The following is a 19,107-nucleotide window of genomic DNA, read 5'->3' on the forward strand; positions in this document are numbered from 1 at the left end:
TTTCCGGATAATACTCCGTGTTCCCCACGTGCGTGGGGATGAACCCGGCCAACCTGCAATGCGGCGTAATGTACGTAAGTGTTCCCCACGTGCGTGGGGATGAACCGGTGGCTCGCACCGGCTGGAACGGCAAAGGGATGTGTTCCCCACGTGCGTGGGGATGAACCGGGTCTAGACAGCATTTCTTCTTCCAACCTGTTGTGTTCCCCACGTGCGTGGGGATGAACCGCGCAGCTGACTGCCATGGCTGAGCTGATGCGGGTGTTCCCCACGTGCGTGGGGATGAACCGGCGCGCGAGCCCTACGATTTGATCGTGATGGAGTGTTCCCCACGTGCGTGGGGATGAACCGGTTATTGAGATATCGCCGCTGGCCTGCCCGGAGTGTTCCCCACGTGCGTGGGGATGAACCGCTCGCCTTTAGACCTCCTGGCCACCCCGGGCGGTGTTCCCCACGTGCGTGGGGATGAACCGAACCACCACTTATCTAGCTGGTACATCCCGGAGTGTTCCCCACGTGCGTGGGGATGAACCGACCCCGCGCTGCTGCTCCAGCTGATGAAGGGCGTGTTCCCCACGTGCGTGGGGATGAACCGCTGGCGAACCGGATCGCAAAGAAGCAGCAGCAGTGTTCCCCACGTGCGTGGGGATGAACCGCCAGGCGAAACCGGAGCGGCAGGCGCACCTGGGTGTTCCCCACGTGCGTGGGGATGAACCGTGCCGTGTGATACCTCCGGCATCATGGGCTGGGTGTTCCCCACGTGCGTGGGGATGAACCGAAACTGCCCAATAGAAGGATTTCAGAGGCCAAGTGTTCCCCACGTGCGTGGGGATGAACCGTTTTGGCTCACGGTATATGGCCCCGATCCGCTGTGTTCCCCACGTGCGTGGGGATGAACCAAGAGCGTCAGGACATGCTGGCTGCTTTCAAGGGTGTTCCCCACGTGCGTGGGGATGAACCGGCCTGAATTTGTCGGGCGCGCAGGGTAAAGCTGTGTTCCCCACGTGCGTGGGGATGAACCGGAAATCTCCTATTAATCGGTAACGGAGCCGCCGTGTTCCCCACGTGCGTGGGGATGAACCGGGCATGGACGTTAAGTCTATGATGGCTCGTGCGTGTTCCCCACGTGCGTGGGGATGAACCGGCCCAGGCGTCGCAGCCTCGGCCGCCGCGCGCGTGTTCCCCACGTGCGTGGGGATGAACCGTGCAAGGTGCCGATGCCCGCGCCGTCTCCCTGGTGTTCCCCACGTGCGTGGGGATGAACCGTCCGGAATGATCACGCCCACGAGTGGTCCAGGGTGTTCCCCACGTGCGTGGGGATGAACCGTCAGCGTTGTCGAATACCAGGACGGTGCAGACGTGTTCCCCACGTGCGTGGGGATGAACCGGGTGATAGAACGTCAGTGATTCCGCCAAAAGTGTGTTCCCCACGTGCGTGGGGATGAACCGTCGCTGCCGGGCGACCAGGTGCTGCAGGCGCTGTGTTCCCCACGTGCGTGGGGATGAACCGCCAGTTGGCATCGTCGAACGCCCGCATCTGGAGTGTTCCCCACGTGCGTGGGGATGAACCGGCGTATGCCTCCACGCTCCAAGTAACCCCATGGTGTTCCCCACGTGCGTGGGGATGAACCGGGCATCTCATTTTCCCGGCCGATGAGGCCGCGGTGTTCCCCACGTGCGTGGGGATGAACCGAGAATCCGAACTCCAAGAGCGCGCAAAAGGCGGTGTTCCCCACGTGCGTGGGGATGAACCGATAAACGACAGAAACAGCGCAAATTTCAACGCGTGTTCCCCACGTGCGTGGGGATGAACCGGCCTGCTGCCAGGGGGGATGTGATTCCGCCGGGTGTTCCCCACGTGCGTGGGGATGAACCGCCAAAGCTGAGGAGGAAAACCATGGACTACTCGTGTTCCCCACGTGCGTGGGGATGAACCGCAGCTGGGCGCGCAAGCGCTAAACGCAGTCAGGTGTTCCCCACGTGCGTGGGGATGAACCAGTGTCGAAATCGTCGTCGACCAAATGGTTGACGTGTTCCCCACGTGCGTGGGGATGAACCGGCCGCGACGACATTGGATGAGGCTTACCCCGAGTGTTCCCCACGTGCGTGGGGATGAACCGATCGAACAAGGCCGGCAAACTCATGCTTTTCAGTGTTCCCCACGTGCGTGGGGATGAACCGGAAATGAGCTATCCCTGCATCGCAGACTTGATGTGTTCCCCACGTGCGTGGGGATGAACCGGTGCGCACGTCATCCCAGATCGGGAAACGCGGGTGTTCCCCACGTGCGTGGGGATGAACCGGGCGATCTGGGTTTACGCGCTCGGCCACGTCGGTGTTCCCCACGTGCGTGGGGATGAACCGCGTTCCGGGCAGGCTCTGGCCCTCCACCTGGCGTGTTCCCCACGTGCGTGGGGATGAACCGAAACTTCTAGAATGGGAGCGGCAGAAATTCGAGTGTTCCCCACGTGCGTGGGGATGAACCGGGATTGGCAACGGATCGCAGCCGCCTGCCAACGTGTTCCCCACGTGCGTGGGGATGAACCGCCGCCCGGTACGGATTGTCAGGCGTTTTTTAAGTGTTCCCCACGTGCGTGGGGATGAACCGGCTGTTTTGATGAATAGGCCTTTTGCCTGATCGTGTTCCCCACGTGCGTGGGGATGAACCGGCTCGCAAGCGTTCCCAGGAATGGCTGGCCACGTGTTCCCCACGTGCGTGGGGATGAGCAGGCTTCGGAACAGTTCGCGCTGCCCTTTCTCGCTAACCCCTTTTCCGTCAGGGGAGGTAGGCCTGTCCAAGCGGTTTTGCTGGGCGGCGCCAGCAGCGCGCGGTCTTGCTGGCGGTTTGCTGGCGCCGTGGGCCGGCCTTATTTGTCGGCGTACAGCGTGCCGGCCTTGGCCCAGTTTTCGCGCGATACTTCGTTGATCAGGATGTCCACGCTTTCCGGCGGGCAGCCCAGGGTTTCCACCATGACGCGGGTGGCTTCGCTCGCGAAGGCGCGTTTTTGTTCCGGGGTGCGGCCGGGTTGCAGTTCCAGGTGCAGGATGGGCATGACAATTCTCCAGTGGGCGGCGCCGCGAAGCGGGTGCCGATGAGGCCAGTATCATCCAGCGCGCGCCGCCGATAAATATGCCATGATTTGATACATTCCAAACCTATGGGTTGTTAATCATGGACAAGCTGGCCAGCATGGCGATGTTTGTGCGGGTGGTGGAAAGCGGCAGCTTCGCGGCCGCGGCGGAGGCCAGCCAGGTTTCGGCTACCATGGCGGCCAAGCACATCCGTGTCATCGAGCAGCGCTTGGGCGCGCGTTTGCTGCACCGAACCACCCGACGGCAGCAGCTTACCGAAGTGGGGCGGCTGTACTACGAGCGCTGCAAGCATGTGTTGGCGGAAGTGGAGCTGGCGGAGTCCAGCGCGCTGGAGCTGCAGGCCAGTCCGCGCGGCCGCTTGCGGTTGATCGCGCCGGTCAGCTTCGGCAGCCACAGCCTGGTGCCGGCGCTGACCGACTATCTGGCGAGCTATCCGGAAGTCGGCGTCGATCTCACGCTGGACAACCGCGCGCCGGACCTGATCAACGAAGGGTATGAGCTGGGCATCGTGATCGGCGAGGTTGGCGATGCCGGCCTGGTGGCGCGGCCGTTGCAGCCTTATCGCCGGCTACTGGCCGCCGCGCCCGCCTATCTGGAACAGCATGGCCATCCAGGCCATCCGGAACAGCTGAGCGGGCACGCCTGCCTGGGAATGTCGTATTGGCGGCGCTATGACCGCTGGCATCTGCTGGGGCCGGGCGGCGAAAATTGCACGGTGTCGGTGCAAGGGCCTTTCACCGCCAACCAAGGCAATGCCCTGCGCATCGCCGCCCTGCACGGCATGGGGATTGTGCTGCAGCCGGAGGCCATCCTGGCCGACGACCTGGCCGCCGGTCGTTTGCTGCCGGTGCTGCCGGAGTGGTCGTTCCGGACCACCCCGATGCATCTGGTCTATGCGCAAGACCGGCGCCCCACCGCCAAGCTGCGCAGCGTGGTGGATTTCCTGCTGCGGCGCTTCGGCGCGGATGGTCCCCTCGGCTAAGGCTGCGAGCGGTTTATCCAGCGGTTTGCGCTAGATGTTGCACCAGCCGCAGCGTCAGGCTGGCGCGGGCGGCGTTGGCCGGCCATACCGCGTAGACCCCCAGCGCCGCCGCTCGCCAGCCGGGCAGCGGCTCCACCAGCAGGCCGGCGGCCAGCTCGTTTTCCACCAGGAAGGCCGGGGGCGTGGCGAGGCCGGCACCGGCGATGGCCAGCTGGCAGGCGGCGTCTATGCTGTTGACGGTGAGGAGAGGCCGGAAGGCGAAGGCGTTTTCCTCGCCGGCGGCGTTGACCAGCGTCTTGCGCCCTGGCCGCATGCGTATGCCCAGCCAGGGCCAGCGCGGCCGGGCTTTCAGCTCCTCCAGCAGGGCCTGCCCGTCCGCCATCAAGCTGGGCTGGCCGGCGCAAGGACAGCGCTGGGCGTGATGTGGGTCGACGCCATTGCGGCGCGTATGCCGCCATTTTCCAGCTGGATGCCGACACCAGGTTGGCGCCGGCATTCGGGGAAGCCGGGTCACTCAACTCCGAGCGAGAGACGGGGTGATGCCCAGCCGGTAGATCGTGATGGAGCGGTAAGGCTTGCCTGGCCGCAGCACGGTGCTGGGGAAGTGGGCGGCATTGGGCGCGTTGGGAAAGTGCTGGGCCTCCAGGCAAAAGCCGTCAGACTGGCGGTAGGCGCGGCCGGATGCGCCGTGGTAGCGCCCGGTCAGCACGTTGCCGCTGTGCAGTTGCAGGCCGGGCTCGGTAGTGAGCACCTCCAGCTGGCGGCCGCTTTGCTCTTCCTCCACGCGGGCGGCCAGCCGCGGGTAAGGCTCGGGGCCGTTTTCCGACAGCACGTAGCAGTGGTCGTAGCCGCGGCCCAGGCGGATCTGCGGGTCATCGGCGCGGATGCCGGCGGCCAGGGGGCGGGCTTCGCGGAAGTCGAACTCTGTGCCGTCCACGTTGCGGATTTCGCCGGTGGGGATCAGTTCGTCGTTTACCGGCAGGAAGCGGTCGGCCGGGATGGTGAATCGGTGATCCAGCACGCTGCCGCTGCCCTCGCCGGCCAGGTTGAAATAGGCATGGTTGGTGGTGTTGAACACAGTAGGCCTATCGCTGCTAGCCTCATAACTGATGACCAGATCGCCGGGCGCCTTCAACGCATAGGATACGGTAAGAACCAGGCGACCGGGGAAACCCTGGTCACCATCCGGGCTTTCCAGCCGCAGGCGGACTTCCGGCCGGTCCGGCAGGTCGAGGATGCTCTCGACGCTCCAGAGGCGGCGGTCGAATCCTTCCGGTCCGCCATGTATGGCGTGGCGCCCCTCGTTTCGCTGCAATTGATGGTCCTGGCCATCCAGATGGAAATGGCCATTTTCGATCCGGTTGGCGTAGCGGCCCATGGTGGCGCCAAGCCTGCCGCCGGCGTTGCGATAGTCGTCCAGCGTGGTGTAGCCCAGCACCACCGAGGCGAAGCGACCTTCGCGGTCAGGGCTGCGCAGCGATTGCAGCGTGGCGCCCCAGGTAAGGATGGCGGCGCTGAAGCCGTTGGCCAGCATCAGTTCGATGCGCTCTACGGTTTCACCGCCGGGCAGGGTGCCGAAAACCGATCGGGTGATCATTGGATTCCTTCCGTCAGGGGGCTGCGCGCGGCGCGTTGCCGCATCAGTTCGTCGAAGCGTTGCAGAATGGCCGGACGTTCACGGGTGGCGCGTAAAGGGTCGATGGCGAACAGCGCCTGTTCAGGCTCTTGCAGCAGCAGTTTGGCGTGGCTGCGAAAGCGATGGGCGGCATCGTCCGACATGACCCATGCCAGCACGCGGCGCGCTAGCGCCGGTTGCCGGCTGGCGGCCAGCACGCCGTAGACCTCCGCCTCCGCTCCTACGGCATCCAGCGGCAGAGCGATGGACAGAGTCGGGAACTCTTGCTGGCGGCGGCTGGCGGCGATGCGCACGGTGACGCCGATAGCGATGCCGTCCTGTCCGGTTCGGGCGGCGGGCGCCCAGGCGGAGCCGGGATAGTCGCGCACATTGCGGTCTATTTCCGTCATCAGCCGCCAGCCGTCTTCCGTACCGAAACATTGCAATATGGTGCTCAGCGCGAGATAGCCGGCGCCGGAGCGGCGCGGGTCGGGAAACAGGATGCAGTCGGCCAGCTGCGGCGCGGCCAGGTCCTGCCAGATTTTTGGCGCATCTGCGCCGCGCGCGCGGAGGCAGCTCGGGTCGGTGATGAAGGCCAGTGAAAAGCCGGTTGGTCGGCAGAAACCGTCGGGATCGGCGCCGCTGCCCGGAGCAGGTGGCGCGATCCGTTCGGCGATGCCGGGCGACTGCGCGGCGGTGTCGGCCCAGCCCAGTATCAGGTCGCCCTCGACGCCGGCCTGCAAGAGTTCGGTCAGGCTGGTGGTGGACATGCGCCATAGCTCGATGGCGATATCGGGCAACAGGATGCGCAGCGCCTGCAGGTAGTCGGCCAGTTCGTAGGGCTCAAAGGAGCTGTAGGCGATCAGTCTGCCGGCCAGGCCGCTGCCGGTGGCGGCATCAATCCGCACCGCATCCGCCGGCACTCCGTGAGGGGGGGCAGGATGGCTCATGCGCGCGATGCCTCTGTGACGGTGCCCAGCTCCAGCGCGTTCAGACGCCGCCACAGGGCGACGGCGGTGAAGTCGTTGATAGCCTCGTGGGCGCCGGCACCCAGCAGCGCCGCTTCCGGCAGCGAGGTGCCGATGCCGAAGGTGTGGATGCCGGCGGCGCTGGCCGCTCGCACGCCAGACAGCGAGTCCTCGAAGGCCAGCGCGCGTTCCGCCCTTCCGCCCAGCCGCTGCAGCCCGGTCAGGTAGGGCAGGGGGTCGGGCTTGCCGCGCGGCAGCTCCTCGCCAATTACCAGCGTGTTGATTCGTTTCGCCAGTCCCAAGCCTTTCAGCATCAACTCGGCGTTGGCGCGGGGCGCGTTGGTCACCACCGCGATGGGCACGTGGCGAGCCTCGGCCCACTCGAACAGCGCTAACACGCCTGGCATTGGTTCCAGCTCCATGATGGCGGCGCGGAACAGTTCCTCCTTGTGCTCGGACAAGCGGCGACGGGCGTCTTGCGGCAGCTCGGGAAACAGTTCTAGCATGATCGCGTCGTTTGGCGCGCCCATGATGCGCTGCTTGTAGGTTTGCATGGTGATGCTGCGCTGGTAGTCGGCCAGCAATGTCTGGTAGGCGCCGAAATGGAGGATGTCGGTATCCACCAGAGTGCCGTCCAGATCGAACAGCAGGGTGAAGTCGGCTGAATTCATGATGTCCCTTTCAAAAGGTGGCCTTGTGCGGCAGAAGATGGCGCTGGCTTGCGGCCAGGCAGGCGGCTGCCATCAGCAGCGGCAGAGCGGCCAGCATCCCGATCGCATTTATGAGGCCGGCAGACTGGCCGACATAGCCGAGCACGATGGGCACCACCAGCAGGGAAACGCCGACCGCCTGGGTGGAGCCCACTGAGATCAGGCCGACATGGGCCGGCTCCAGCCGGATGGCGTTGCTGATGATCAGCGGGAAGAAGTTGCCCAGGCACATGCCGGCGAGCGCCAGCGCGAAGACGGTGACGACGGCATGGCCGCTGCCCCACAGCGCGAGAATGGCGCAGCAACCAAGCAGAATCACGCTGAACAGCATGTTCCTGCCATCGAATATGGCCAGCAGGCGGCTGGAGACTATGCGGCCGAACACGGTGCCGCCGAAGAATACCGACATCAGGCTGACTGCTTGCGGCGGGTTGAGGCCCAGCCTGATCTGCAGGAACTGCGCGCCCCAGAAGCCTATGCCCCATTCGGCTCCTATGCCCAGCAGCACGGTGAGCCAGCATAGCGCGACGGCCAGCGGGATCGCGGCGGCGCGAGCGGATGGCCGACTGGCGTCGCTGCGGGCGGAAGGGCCGGGAAGCAGCATAACCACCGCCAGGATCAGGGCCGACGCCAGCAGAGCCATGCGCCAGGACAGGCCGTATGCCGCCAGCTGGCCGACCAGCAAGGGGCCGGAAAACACGCCGATGCCGGCGAAGACGAAGGCCTCCACCATCGCCATGTCCCGGTGGCCGGGCTGATGCCAGGCCAACCCCGCCTGCACGGCGGCTTGCACCACGCCGCCGCTAAGACCCATTGCCGCCGCCGCCGCCAGGGTGCCGGCGAAGTTTGCGGCCTGGGTGATGCTGAGCACCGCCGCCACCATCGCGATGGCGCTGCCGCGCACCAGGAGGTTGATCGGCAGCCGCTTCAGCAACTGGCCGGCCAGCAGCCCGGAAGCCACCAGTCCGGCCGCGTACCATGTGAAGTGCCAGCCGACCCGGATGGTGTCGAAGCCCAACTCCTGGCGCAGGAAGGGCAGCACCGACCCTAGCACCGACTGCTGGAAGCCGAAGACCGCCAGCACCAGATAGAGAAACCAGGTGGGGCCATCGCGGTGGAACGGATGGGACGCAGGACGTTCGGCTTGATCCACAGGCGGTCTCCAATGTCGATTCCGGCCTCAATCCAGCAGCCGATGCAGCTGCGCGTACTGCAGCAGCATGATGGTCTTGCCGTCGGCGATTTCGCCGCTGTCCAACATCGCCAGCGCCTGGGATAACGGCAGCTCCAGCACTTCCACCTCCTCACCCTCGGTTGCGATGCCGCCGCCGTCCGCCACCTTGTCCCGCGGCTGATATTCGCCGACGAAGAAGAACAGCCGTTCGGTGACCGAGCCCGGGCTCATGAAGGCTTCGAATACCTTGCGCACCTTGTCGATGCGGTAGCCGGTCTCCTCCTCGGTTTCCTTGCGGATGCAGGTTTCCGGATCGTCCTGGTCCAGCAGTCCGGCGCAGGTTTCGATCAGCATGCCGTCGTGGCCGTTGACGAAGGCCGGGAAGCGGAATTGCCGGGTGAGGATCACGGTTTGTTGCGCGCGGTTGTACAGCAGGATGGTGGCGCCGTTGCCGCGGTCATAGGTTTCGCGCGAGATCGTCTGCCAGACGCCGTTGCGGAGCTGGTAGTCGAAGGTGGTCTTGCGCAGTACGTACCAGTCGTCGGACAGCACCTCGGTACGATGTATGCGGATGCGGTCGCTGGTGGAAAGTGTGGCGGTCAAATCAGGGCTCCAGGGTTGGTCAGCGGGGGAGGAGATGGGTGGCGTTGGGCGCCACGGTCAGCAGGCGGGCGAGCATGTCCGGGTCGCGCAGTGCCGGGGCGGTCATCACCGCGGTTTCCAGCGCGCGGTCGCAGCCGCAGCGACAGTCGCCGTCGTGGCTGCCGAGGCGTTTCACCGCCTCCTCGACCAGGCGGCGCGCGCTGGCGCCGATTTGCGCCATCCGTTCGGAGACCATCGCGGCGTTCACGGCCTCGTGCGACTGATGCCAGCAATCGAAATCGGTAGGAATGGCCACCAGCGCGTAACAGAGCTCGGCCTCGCGCGCCAGCTTGGCTTCCGGCATGGCGGTCATGCCGATCACGTTGCCGCCCCATTGGCGGTAGAGCATGGATTCGGCGCGGGTGGAGAATTGCGGGCCTTCCATGACGATGTAGGTGCCGCCGTCGCGCGCGGCAACCCCGGCGGCGGCGGCGCTTTCCGCCAGCGCCTGGCGCATGCGGCCGCATACCGGATCGCTGAATGGCACGTGTCCTACCAGGCCCGGGCCGAAGAAGGTCTTGTCGCGCATCAGGGTGCGGTCGATGAACTGGTCGACCAGCACGAAATGGCCGGGTGGCACCTCGGCGCTCAGGCTGCCCACTGCGCTCATCGACAGTATCTGCTTGCAGCCCACGCTGCGCAGGGCCGCGATATTGGCTTTGGCGTTGATGGCCGCGGGCGGAATGGTATGGCCGGGACCGTGGCGCTGCAGGAAGGCTACCGGCACGCCGGCTAGGTAGCCGGTGGTCACCGCGGACGAGGGCTGGCCGAAGGCGGTGTCGCAATGGATGGCTTGCGCGTCGGTGAGGCCCAGCAATTGCTGGAAGCCGCTGCCGCCGATAATGCCTATGCGAGGAATGGTTTTGCCGGATGTATCAGTCATGGTGCACCCCTTGGGTGGATAAATGGGCCGTCACGGATGGGGAAACCAGCCGTTCGCGCAGCTCGGACAGCGCCGACGGCGCGTTGCCGCGTTGGAAAAACAACCCTTCGCTGGCGTTGTCGCTGTAGCGCGGCTCGTTGATTTTCAGGTGCCTGTCGATGGCGGGCAGGTAGTTCCAGCGCACGCCGGGGTAAAGCGAATGGGCCAGGTGATAGGCGTCGGATGTGGGCGCGATGAAGACTCTCACCAGCCAGCCGGCGATGCCGAAGTAGTCGGTCGGCCTGCCCATCAGGTATTCCAGTTCCAGTCGCTCCTGCGGGAAGCCTTCAATCAGCCAGCGGTGCTCGGTCAGCAGGGAAATCCAGGCGAACACCGGATAGCTGGTCAATAGCGGCAGCCACCAGCCAAAGATCAGACCCTGCCAGCCGCCTATCCCGTACAGCAACAGGCCGATGGCCAGCAAGGTGGCGCAGCGGGCCAGCGCGGTGAGCCGAGAATGGTTGAGCAGGCTGTTGCGAAGCATGGTGGCGACGTTGTTTCTGAAGCCGGCCGGGCTTAGCGGGTAGAACAGGCGCGCGACGAAGGCGTATGGCGACAGCCCGGCCTCGTAGCCGCCGGCGAATACCCGGGCGCGGTTGGGATCGTGCTCGGGATGGTTGGGTTTGCGGTGATGGTCGCCATGGGTCTTGTGGCGGCTATGCATGTCGCGCTTGAACACCGGGAACTGATAGAAGATGTCGCTCAGCCACCATTGCCAGGCGTGGGAGGGGCAGAGGGCGAAGTGGACCGCGTTGTGGCCGAATTCTTGCAAGGCCCGCATCCGGCCGCCGCTCCACAGCACGACAAAGGTCCAGAGCAACGGTGAGTCGGCCAGGGTGGCCAGCATGATGGCGGCCACGATGTCCAACCAGGTCCAGATGAAGGGCAGCGGCGCCAGCCAGGCGTCGAGTGGACGGTAGTAGGTTTCGGGATTGTCGCTGATGCGGGGCAGCAGCCGCAGCCGGCGCATCACCGGTTTGCTGTCGCGGTAATATAAGGCCACGATGGCCCGCATCGTCAACGAACACGCTAGCACGGCCAGCAGCGCTTGCAGGTAACTATGGTTCATGGAGAGTCTCCCGCCCCGGCCGGCATGGCCGAGGCTGTGGTCGCGGACAGCGCCGCATGCAATTGCCCAAGGCCGGTGCAGATGGCGGCGCCGCTGCTTTGCAGGCGCGTATGGTCCTGATGGCCGGTGTCCAGCAGCAGCACGCGCCATCCGACCTGGCTGGCCACCTCCCAGTCGTGCAGGGTGTCGCCGACGAACAGCGTGCTGGCGGCGGGGCGCCTCAGCCGCTGTTGCAACTGCCGGGCCTCTTCGAGTTTGCTGTTGGCATGGCTATGATCCAGGCCGACTACGTGTTCGAAGCGGTGGAGCAGGCGTTTGGATTCCAGTGTTTGCAGCAGCACGTCGCGTTGCGAGGCCGATAGCACCGACGCGCCGATGCCGCGGGCATCGGCCCAGTCCAATAGCTCGCTTGCGCCGGCATGGAGTCGGCAATGCCCGACGTGGGCGTCGAAGTGCCCCAGATAGACCGCGACGATCTCGGCGAAGGAGTTGCGCGCGAAGTCGAACCCCAGCCTGGCGTAGAAATCGGCGATGGGGAAGCCGAAGTCGCGGCGGTAGCGCTCGCGGGTAACCGGCGGCACCTGAAAGCGTTCGCAGCAGCGGTTCACCGCGGCGACTGCCAGTTCGATGTCGTCGATCAGCGTGCCGTTCCAGTCGAAAACCAGATGTTCGATGCCGGCGAGATCGGGCAGGGGCGGCGTGGTCATGGATTTCCCCCGGGCAGGGCGGAGTCGAGCAGGATGCGCGAGACGATGGCCGGAGCGTACAGGCGGGCCGGGTCGGTGATCAGGTTGCTGACGCCGATCTGGAGCTCCAGCGCGCCGCGGTGGCGCGCCGACAGCCGTGCGAGACCGGCGCCGTACCAGTGGTGGAAGCGGGTGTGCCAATTGCGCTTGCCCTCGGTTTCCGGGAAGCGCAGGTCCTCGGTCACGGCCATCTGCCAAGCCGGGTCCAGCACCCGGCACAGCTTTTCCTGCAAGTCGCGGAAGGGCAGCGATCCATCCAGCGTCCGCTCCAGGTGGCGATCGATGCATTCCACCTCCAGCGCGCACAGCGTCATGCCCTGGCTGTAGAGCGGATTCATGCTGCCCAGCGCATCGCCGGCCACCAGCAGGCCATCCGGCCAGACCGGCAGCCGGTCGTAGTGGCGGCGCTGGCTGCCGGGCATGCGTAACACCGCTACCTCGGACAGTGGTTCCGCCTCGCGTATCACTTGATGGATGTCCGGCACCGGCAGCTTGGCCAGCGCGTGCAGAAAGGCTTCCGGGTCGCGGTCCGGATAGTGGCCGAACCAGCCGCCGGTGGTCACCATCCAGCGGTCGCCCTCTATCGGGCTGATCACGCCCATGGCGCGTTGCCGCGGTGGCGTGGCCAGCACCAGCAGCACTTGCCAGCGGGAGGCGAACTCCGGTCGGCGGCGATAGATGCGGGAGGCGTAGCCGAGGTCGGTTTTGACCACGCTTTTCTCCACGCTCCCGAGGCCGGCCGCTTCCAGCCAGCCCGGCGTCCTGGTGCCGCGTCCGCTGGCATCCACCACCAGGTCCGCAGCCAGCCGGCGCTCGCCATCGTCCTGCCGCAGCATGACGCCGGATACCGTCGGCACGCCGTCACGCCGGCTGATGCACAATTTTTCCACGTGGGTGCGCGCCAGCACGGTCACCCGCGGCAGCAGCGCGATGCGGCGGCGCAACTGGTTGTCGATCAGGCGGCGGCTGCAATAGTGGGCATGGATGCCGCTGCGATAGCGGTTTTTCCACAGGCCGGCCTGATACCATTTGACGTCATGCCCCAGGTCGGCGATCTGTGCGCCGGCCAGCTCCAGCTCGCGCAGAAAACCGGGGAATATGTCTTCCATGATTTCTTTTCCGCGCTGCAGCAGCAGATGGACATGGTGTTCCTGCGGCACGCTCTGGCGCGGGCCGGTCTCGTCGTGGAAGTCGCCCTTTTCCACCACGGTCACCTGTTCAAAGCGTTTGGCCAGCACCGCGGCGGCCAGGCAGCCGGCGACGCTGCCGCCGATCACCACGGCGTGGCCGCCGCTAAAGCGGGGTGTAGTCATTCAGTGTCCTCGCGATGTAGTCCAGGTCGTCTTCGCTCAGGTCCGGATGCAGCGGCACCGTGGTTAGCGAGCGCAACAAGCTGGCCGCGTTCGGGCAGTCGCGCCGGTAGCGCGCGAGCATCGGCAGCTGGAACAGCGGCTGGTTGTCGTACTTGCCGATGTCGGAAGGAATGCCGCGTTCCATCTGGTAGCGCACCAGTTGGCGGCCATCGTGCGCCACGGCTTGCAGCATCAGGGCGTAGCCGTTGGCTTCGCCCTGATCGGGGATCGGCAATTCGCGGAAAGCCGGATTATCCAGCGCCGCCAGCAGCCGTCGGCGATTGCGAAGCCGCGCGGCGAGGTGGGTTTCCAGTTGCCGCGAACGCGCCAGGCCCAACGCGGCCTGCAAGCCTCCAAGCTTGAGGTTGATGCCTACGGTCTCGCCGCTCAGATTGCCGAAACGGGTATAGGCGCGAATACGCTCCGCCCGCTTACGGTCGCGCGTCATCACGAAGCCGCCTTCGCCGGTGGACATGAATTTGCAGTCATGGGTGCTGAAACAGCAGATGTCGCCGATGCGCGCCAGCCAGGAACCGTTCAGCCGGGTCAGGTGGCAGTGCGCCAGGTCCTGAATCAGCGGTATGCCGCGTCTGCGCAGCAGCTCCCAGCTGAGGTCGGAGCGGACCGGGTAGCCCCACATCGGCACTTCTATCACCGCGCAAGTGCGCGGGCCGATGCAGCGCAGCAGATCGTCATGGTCCAGACCGAAGCTGTCGGGCGCCACATCGCAGAATACGGGGACCAGGCCCAGCGCCAGGATGGGCAGCACGGTGCAGATCGGACAGGTCGGCGCCAGTATCACTTCGTCGCCGGTCGCGAAGTCCAGGCCGGCCAGCGCGGCATTCACCGACGCGGCGCCAGACGATACGGCGATCACGTGCGGGATGTCGTACAGCCGCGCCAGCGCCGCTTCGTATTCGGCCACGATGTCCGAGGTGCCGGTCAGCCCGCTGCGCAGCGCGCGGGCCAGTTCCGGCAGATCGTCCGCGGTGTCGTGCGCGCAGGTTTCCGCGATGGCGCGGCGCGCAAGCGTGGAAGTGCTCATCGGTCTGCTCCTTGAATAACCGCATCCCAAACCGCCTGTTCGTCGAACAGGCGCTCCAGCATGCGCCGGAAGTTTGGGAACATGCGCAATTCGTCCAACTGATGCCGGGCGAAAAAGCCGGCTTCGGCAGCCTCCCGCTGCGGCGGGCAGCCGCGCGCCATACTGGCGCACAGATAGATCAAATCCAGGTGGTAGTGAGGTTCGCGCGGATCAGCTATGTATTCGCAGAGCACCTGGTAGGGTCGGTGCAGCACGCTGACATCGGCCTCGGTATCGGCGAGCGCGAGGTCTCGCTCGCCCAGGAGCGCCGCCTGGATGCCGGTTTCCTCACGCACTTCGCGCAGCGCGGTTTCGTCCGGCGTTTCGTGACGCTCGACGTGGCCGCCCGGATAGAGCCAGACCCCCAGCTTGCGGTGATGGATCAACAACACTTCGCGGTGCGGATTCAGCACGAAGGCCGAGGCCGTGAAGTGTTTGTCCAGGCTGGCGCGGCTGGAATCGATGCTGATCATGGCGCCTCGTAAAGGTTGATACAACTGGCCATGTAATCCAGGTCCTGCTCGCTGATCGCGGGATGAACCGGGATGGTGGTCATGCCGGCGAGCAGCGCTTCCGCATTGGGGCAGTCGAGCCGGTATTGCTTGAGCGCCGGAAATTGGTAAAGCGCCTTGCAGCCGTAGCGCTTGATGTCGGACGGAATGCCGCGCTCGTCCAGATAGTCGATGAAGGCGCGGTTGTCGGCGAAGCCCAGTTCCAGATTCAGGAAATAGTAGTTGGGGTTGCCGCCGGCTATGATCTGTTTCTCGTGTACCTTGGGATGGCGCAGCCCTTGCAGGAAGCGGCGCGCGTTGGAGCGGCGACGGTCAATCTGTTCTGTCAGCGTGGCCAGCCGGCTGTGTCCCAACGCAGCCGGCAGAGCGGCCAGCTTGTAGTTGAGGCCAAAATCGACGCCGTTGAGGTTGCCGAAACGGCTGTAGTCGCGGCAGTGTTTAGCCAGTTCCGGGTCGTCGGTCAGGATGAAGCCGCCTTCGCCGGTTGCTAGCGGCTTGCGCTCATGCGTGCTGAAGCAGGACAGGTGTCCGTAATGGGACAGCGGCTTGCCGTGCAGGGTGGTGCCGTGCGAATGGGCCAGGTCTAGGATCAGGCGCACACCGGCCTGCTCCGCCTGTTGCTTGAGCTGGTCGACCTCCGTCGGATAGCCCCACATCGGAATGTCTATGATGGCGCGGGCACGGGCGCCGATGCGCTCGCGCACCGATGCCGGGTCCGCGCCGAAGCCGTGGCGGCGGGTGTCTACGAATACCGGATTGGCGCCGGCGGCGATGATGGGGTAGACGGTGCACAAGGGACTGCTGGGCGTCAGCAGCACGTCGTCTCCCGGCCGCACGCCGGCGGCATATAAGGCGACGCTCAAGGCGGCGCCGCCGGAAGACACAGCGACGGCATCCCGGGAGTCGAACCAGGCTGCCAGCGCCTGTTCGTAAGCCGCCACGGTGTCGCTGGTGCCGGACAAGGCGCCGCGCAGCGCCTGTTCCAGCGCGCCCAGATCATCCGGGTAGCTGGGGCGGTATTTGTCGGAAATGACGCGGCTGGCTGCCGGCGCTGTGAGGGTGGTATCGGTCATGGTTGCGGGCTCCTGGCGGGCTTGGCGGTGTGCGGGTTGGTCACAGCGACAGCGATTCGATTCCGGTGCGGATCTTGCTCTGGATATTCTGTTTGCCTTGGGCCGCGGCATCGTTGGCGCAGATTTCCTCGATGACGTGGTATGTCGGCAGCAGGCTGGCGAAGTCCGCTTCGTAGCGTTGCGGTTTGCGCATGGCCTCGAAGAACTGGTGCAATTCGCCGTGATAGCCGCTGCGTTCATAGCCTGAGTCCAGCGGCCCGGGCTGCCAGGCGCCGCGCCAGCGTTTGGCCGCGCCGGTGGGACGGGTGGCGTGTTCCGGTTCGTGCAGGGTGATGTTCCACAGATTGTCCAGTTCCACCAGCGTGGAACTGCTGCTGACAAGCTTCATGTCGAATTCGAAGTAGGGAAAAGTGGTGCCGGCCAGCAGGCTGGCGGTGGCGCCGGAGGAGAAGGCCATTTCCACCTTGACGATCAGCGCGTCGTCGTGGCGCTGCACGCTGGATTGCACTTTTTGCAGTTCGCCCTTGCCGAAGGTAACCGCCAGGTCGATGGTATGGATGGCCTGGGCTAGAAGAAAAGAGCGCAGCGTGGAGTCCAGCCCCCACAGCGGCGCGCGCGGCTTGTTGGCGTAGTGGTTGAGCTGGATGTGCAGGATGTCGCCGAATTCTTCCGCTTTGGTCATTTCGCGCAGTTGGCTGACCGGGCGGGCAAACTTGAAGTTCATGCCCACCCCGGCGACCACCTTGCTGTGGCGCGCCGCGTCTATCAATGTTTCCAGCTCCTCCAGTGTCGCGCACGGCGGCTTTTCCACGAAGACATGCACGCCCTTGCGCATGGCGAGCAAGCCCATTTCGTAATGCAGCTGCGGCGGACCGGCCATGATCACCGCATCCAGCTGCATCGTGTCCAGCATGGCCGGGACATTGTCGAACACCGGTGTGTCCGAGAGATAGCGGCGGATCTGCAAGGCGCGATCCAGATTGCTGTCGCAGGCTGCGGTGATTCGCAAGTCCTGCATCTGCAGCAGTGAGGGGAGCAGGTTTTCCTGCATTTGCGCGCCGATGCCGACGAGGCCAACTTTGATCAAGCTCATCGTGTTTCTCCATATGCTGTGCCGCGTCGAGTGGCATCGCCGCAAGGCGAATGGCGACAATGGTTTGACGGCAGTTCTTGCTCAAAATTTGTCAATACTTGTTACCAATTGACAGCGGATTGCAAAGGGAAAGCTATACCTTGGCGATGATCAATTCAATTTGAATGTATTTTAAATAATTTATTGACAATGGTCTTTTGCGTGAAGCGCAACACCAGAAGCAGGGCCTGAAAGGCGGTATGGCCTTGGAGAAAGAGGCTGGAGGCATGCGATTTGTCGGCTTTGAGTATGTTCTCATGCGTATAAATTACATCGGAACACTGACAAATCAGACAGGTATGAACGTGTACGGCGAGGTAGAAAACCGAGAAACGAGGCAGTGATTACAGTGGCAATGCCCGGAAAGTACGGCTTTGCCGGGTGAGGCCATTTTAGATACAGCAGAAAATGGCGGCGGAGATCGTTGATCGGCACTGCCCCATAGTACTGTTTTCACCATGGTAAGTTTGTGGTCATGCAATCGACGTTCGCATGGTCTGCAGTATGAAAAAACGCCGCCGGATTTGGCCGGACGGCGTTGCTACGGCGAGACGGTTTGGCGTCAGGCGACTTGTTGAGCGTCGTTCACCCAGCGTATCGCCTGGCTGGGCACTTCCTTGTCTTTGGATACGATCTGCAGGGCCAGGCCGCCGCAGGAGGTTTCGCGATACTTGGCGTCCATGTCCTTGCCGGTTTCGTACATGGCGGCGATCACCTTGTCCAGCGACACCTTGGGCGAGCTGGCGCGGTGCAGCGCCATGCGGGCGGCGTTGATCGCCTTCACCGCGGCGATGGCGTTGCGCTCGATGCAGGGGATCTGCACCTGGCCGCCCACCGGGTCGCAGGTCAGGCCCAGGTTGTGCTCCATGGCGATTTCGGCCGCCATGCACACTTGCGACGGGCTGCCGCCCATCAGCTCGGCCAGGCCGGCTGCGGCCATCGAACAGGCCACGCCTATCTCGCCCTGGCAGCCCACTTCGGCGCCGGAGATGGAGGCGTTGAGCTTGAACAGGCAGCCGACGGCGCCGGAGGACAGGAAGAAGCGCAGGCAGCTGTCGTCGTCCAGCGGCTGGATGAAATGGTTGTAGTAGGCCAGCACCGCCGGCACCACACCGCAGGCGCCGTTGGTTGGCGCGGTGACCACCCGGCCGCCGGCGGCGTTTTCTTCCGACATCGCCATCGCGTACATATTGACCCAGTCCATCACCGACAGCGGGTCGTTGGCCACCTGCAAGGAACTGGTCAGCATGCGGTGCAGCGCCGGCGCGCGGCGCGGGATGCGCATCGGGCCGGGCAGGTTGCCCTCGGTGCGCATGCCGCGCTCCATGCTGCTCTTCATCACTTCCCAGACGCGGGCGAAGTGGGCCTGAGTGTCCTTGGCGTCGTGGAAGGCCTTTTCGTTTTCCATCACCAGCGCGGCGATGGACAGGCCGGTTTCCTCGCACATGTCCATCAGCTGCTGGGCGGTGACAAAGTGGTAAGGCACTGGCACGTCGCTGCAACTGGATTGATTGAAGTGCTCCTCGTCGACGATGAAGCCGCCGCCGATCGAGTAATAGGTTTTGGTCAGCACGCAGTCGTCGCCGACGAAAGCGTGGATCTGCATGCCGTTTTCGTGCAGCGGCAGGTTGGCGGTATGGAAGTCCATGCCGAAGGCGACGCGCTGCTGGGTGCGGCCCAGCGTCAGCTGGGCGGTTTTTTCCACGTCGCCGATGACGGCGGCGCTGTGCTCCGGATCCACGGTGTCCGGCAGGTTGCCGGCCAGGCCCAGGATGATGGCGTGGTCGGTGCAGTGGCCCTTGCCGGTGAGGGCGAGCGAGCCGTAGCAGTCCACGTGCACGCGGCCAACCTGGTTGAACTTGCCGGTTTCCTTGAGCGCGCCGAGAAACTGGTGGCCGGCCTTCATCGGGCCGACGGTGTGGGAGCTGGAGGGGCCTACGCCGATTTTGTAGATATCACTCATGCTGAACATGATGCTACCTCTTTGATGCTGAAGGGGGGAGGGGAGGCCCGGCCTGGGGCGGCCGGGCGGG

At 64.8% G+C, this 19,107-nt stretch carries 17 protein-coding genes and 1 CRISPR repeat array (1 of these 18 running past the window's edge); of the genes, 1 reads left to right on the forward strand and 16 read right to left on the reverse strand.

Features of this window, described 5'->3' with window-relative positions; translation table 11 throughout:
* Window positions 1–2,730: direct repeats of the CRISPR family, unit length 29 nt; unit sequence GTGTTCCCCACGTGCGTGGGGATGAACCG; it begins 1,326 nt to the left of the window's first position.
* Between the two features lie 137 nt (window positions 2,731–2,867).
* A complete protein-coding gene (locus BI344_RS21310) occupies window positions 2,868–3,053 on the reverse strand; it encodes a 4-oxalocrotonate tautomerase (protein ID WP_071114802.1) in 186 nt (61 codons plus the stop codon).
* A gap of 119 nt (window positions 3,054–3,172) precedes the next feature.
* Between BI344_RS21310 and BI344_RS21315 the strand changes: the two genes are divergently transcribed.
* On the forward strand, window positions 3,173–4,075 hold the full coding sequence (locus BI344_RS21315) for a LysR family transcriptional regulator (protein WP_071114803.1): 903 nt from the start codon (window positions 3,173–3,175) through the stop codon (window positions 4,073–4,075).
* 13 nt (window positions 4,076–4,088) lie between these two features.
* On the opposite strand, the gene BI344_RS21320 is transcribed toward BI344_RS21315, so the two are convergent.
* From BI344_RS21320 to BI344_RS21390, 15 genes are all read right to left on the reverse strand, one after another.
* Entirely contained in the window at window positions 4,089–4,457 is a 369-nt protein-coding gene (locus tag BI344_RS21320; RefSeq protein ID WP_071114804.1) for a LysR substrate-binding domain-containing protein, read from the reverse strand.
* 132 nt (window positions 4,458–4,589) lie between these two features.
* Window positions 4,590–5,672, reverse strand: a complete 1,083-nt coding sequence (locus BI344_RS21325) for an aldose epimerase family protein (RefSeq protein WP_071114805.1) — start codon at window positions 5,670–5,672, stop codon at window positions 4,590–4,592.
* Window positions 5,669–6,640 (reverse strand): ABC transporter substrate-binding protein, encoded by a 972-nt coding sequence (locus tag BI344_RS21330; protein WP_071114806.1) that lies wholly within the window; start codon window positions 6,638–6,640, stop codon window positions 5,669–5,671. Before BI344_RS21330 ends, BI344_RS21325 begins: the two co-directional genes overlap by 4 nt.
* Window positions 6,637–7,329, reverse strand: a complete 693-nt coding sequence (locus BI344_RS21335) for an HAD family hydrolase (protein WP_071114807.1) — start codon at window positions 7,327–7,329, stop codon at window positions 6,637–6,639. Before BI344_RS21335 ends, BI344_RS21330 begins: the two co-directional genes overlap by 4 nt.
* A 10-nt stretch (window positions 7,330–7,339) precedes the next feature.
* A complete protein-coding gene (locus BI344_RS21340; protein WP_071114808.1) occupies window positions 7,340–8,521 on the reverse strand; it encodes an MFS transporter in 1,182 nt (393 codons plus the stop codon).
* A gap of 27 nt (window positions 8,522–8,548) precedes the next feature.
* Window positions 8,549–9,145 carry a GDP-mannose pyrophosphatase NudK gene (nudK, locus tag BI344_RS21345; RefSeq protein ID WP_071114809.1) on the reverse strand — a complete coding sequence of 199 codons (597 nt, stop codon included), beginning with the start codon at window positions 9,143–9,145 and terminating at the stop codon, window positions 8,549–8,551.
* A gap of 19 nt (window positions 9,146–9,164) precedes the next feature.
* On the reverse strand, window positions 9,165–10,067 hold the full coding sequence (gene mtnP / locus BI344_RS21350) for an S-methyl-5'-thioadenosine phosphorylase (protein ID WP_071114810.1): 903 nt from the start codon (window positions 10,065–10,067) through the stop codon (window positions 9,165–9,167).
* Window positions 10,060–11,175 (reverse strand): fatty acid desaturase family protein, encoded by a 1,116-nt coding sequence (locus tag BI344_RS21355; protein ID WP_071114811.1) that lies wholly within the window; start codon window positions 11,173–11,175, stop codon window positions 10,060–10,062. The genes mtnP and BI344_RS21355 overlap by 8 nt, the downstream gene beginning before the upstream one ends.
* Entirely contained in the window at window positions 11,172–11,882 is a 711-nt protein-coding gene (locus BI344_RS21360) for an HAD family hydrolase (protein ID WP_071114812.1), read from the reverse strand. Before BI344_RS21360 ends, BI344_RS21355 begins: the two co-directional genes overlap by 4 nt.
* Window positions 11,879–13,234 (reverse strand): NAD(P)/FAD-dependent oxidoreductase, encoded by a 1,356-nt coding sequence (locus BI344_RS21365; RefSeq protein ID WP_071114813.1) that lies wholly within the window; start codon window positions 13,232–13,234, stop codon window positions 11,879–11,881. The genes BI344_RS21360 and BI344_RS21365 overlap by 4 nt, the downstream gene beginning before the upstream one ends.
* Window positions 13,215–14,318: a DegT/DnrJ/EryC1/StrS family aminotransferase gene (locus BI344_RS21370; protein ID WP_071114814.1), complete on the reverse strand. Its 1,104-nt coding sequence runs from the start codon at window positions 14,316–14,318 to the stop codon at window positions 13,215–13,217. The genes BI344_RS21365 and BI344_RS21370 overlap by 20 nt, the downstream gene beginning before the upstream one ends.
* A complete protein-coding gene (locus tag BI344_RS21375) occupies window positions 14,315–14,830 on the reverse strand; it encodes an NUDIX hydrolase (protein ID WP_071114815.1) in 516 nt (171 codons plus the stop codon). The genes BI344_RS21370 and BI344_RS21375 overlap by 4 nt, the downstream gene beginning before the upstream one ends.
* Window positions 14,827–15,942: a DegT/DnrJ/EryC1/StrS family aminotransferase gene (locus tag BI344_RS21380; protein ID WP_071114816.1), complete on the reverse strand. Its 1,116-nt coding sequence runs from the start codon at window positions 15,940–15,942 to the stop codon at window positions 14,827–14,829. Before BI344_RS21380 ends, BI344_RS21375 begins: the two co-directional genes overlap by 4 nt.
* Window positions 15,943–15,982: 40 nt before the next feature.
* A complete protein-coding gene (locus tag BI344_RS21385) occupies window positions 15,983–17,035 on the reverse strand; it encodes a Gfo/Idh/MocA family protein (protein ID WP_071114817.1) in 1,053 nt (350 codons plus the stop codon).
* Window positions 17,036–17,636: 601 nt separating this feature from the next.
* On the reverse strand, window positions 17,637–19,046 hold the full coding sequence (locus tag BI344_RS21390) for an L-serine ammonia-lyase (RefSeq protein WP_071114818.1): 1,410 nt from the start codon (window positions 19,044–19,046) through the stop codon (window positions 17,637–17,639).
* Between the last annotated feature and the right edge of the window lie 61 nt (window positions 19,047–19,107).

It is taken from the genome of Chromobacterium sphagni, assembly GCF_001855555.1.
GTDB lineage: Bacteria > Pseudomonadota > Gammaproteobacteria > Burkholderiales > Chromobacteriaceae > Chromobacterium > Chromobacterium sphagni.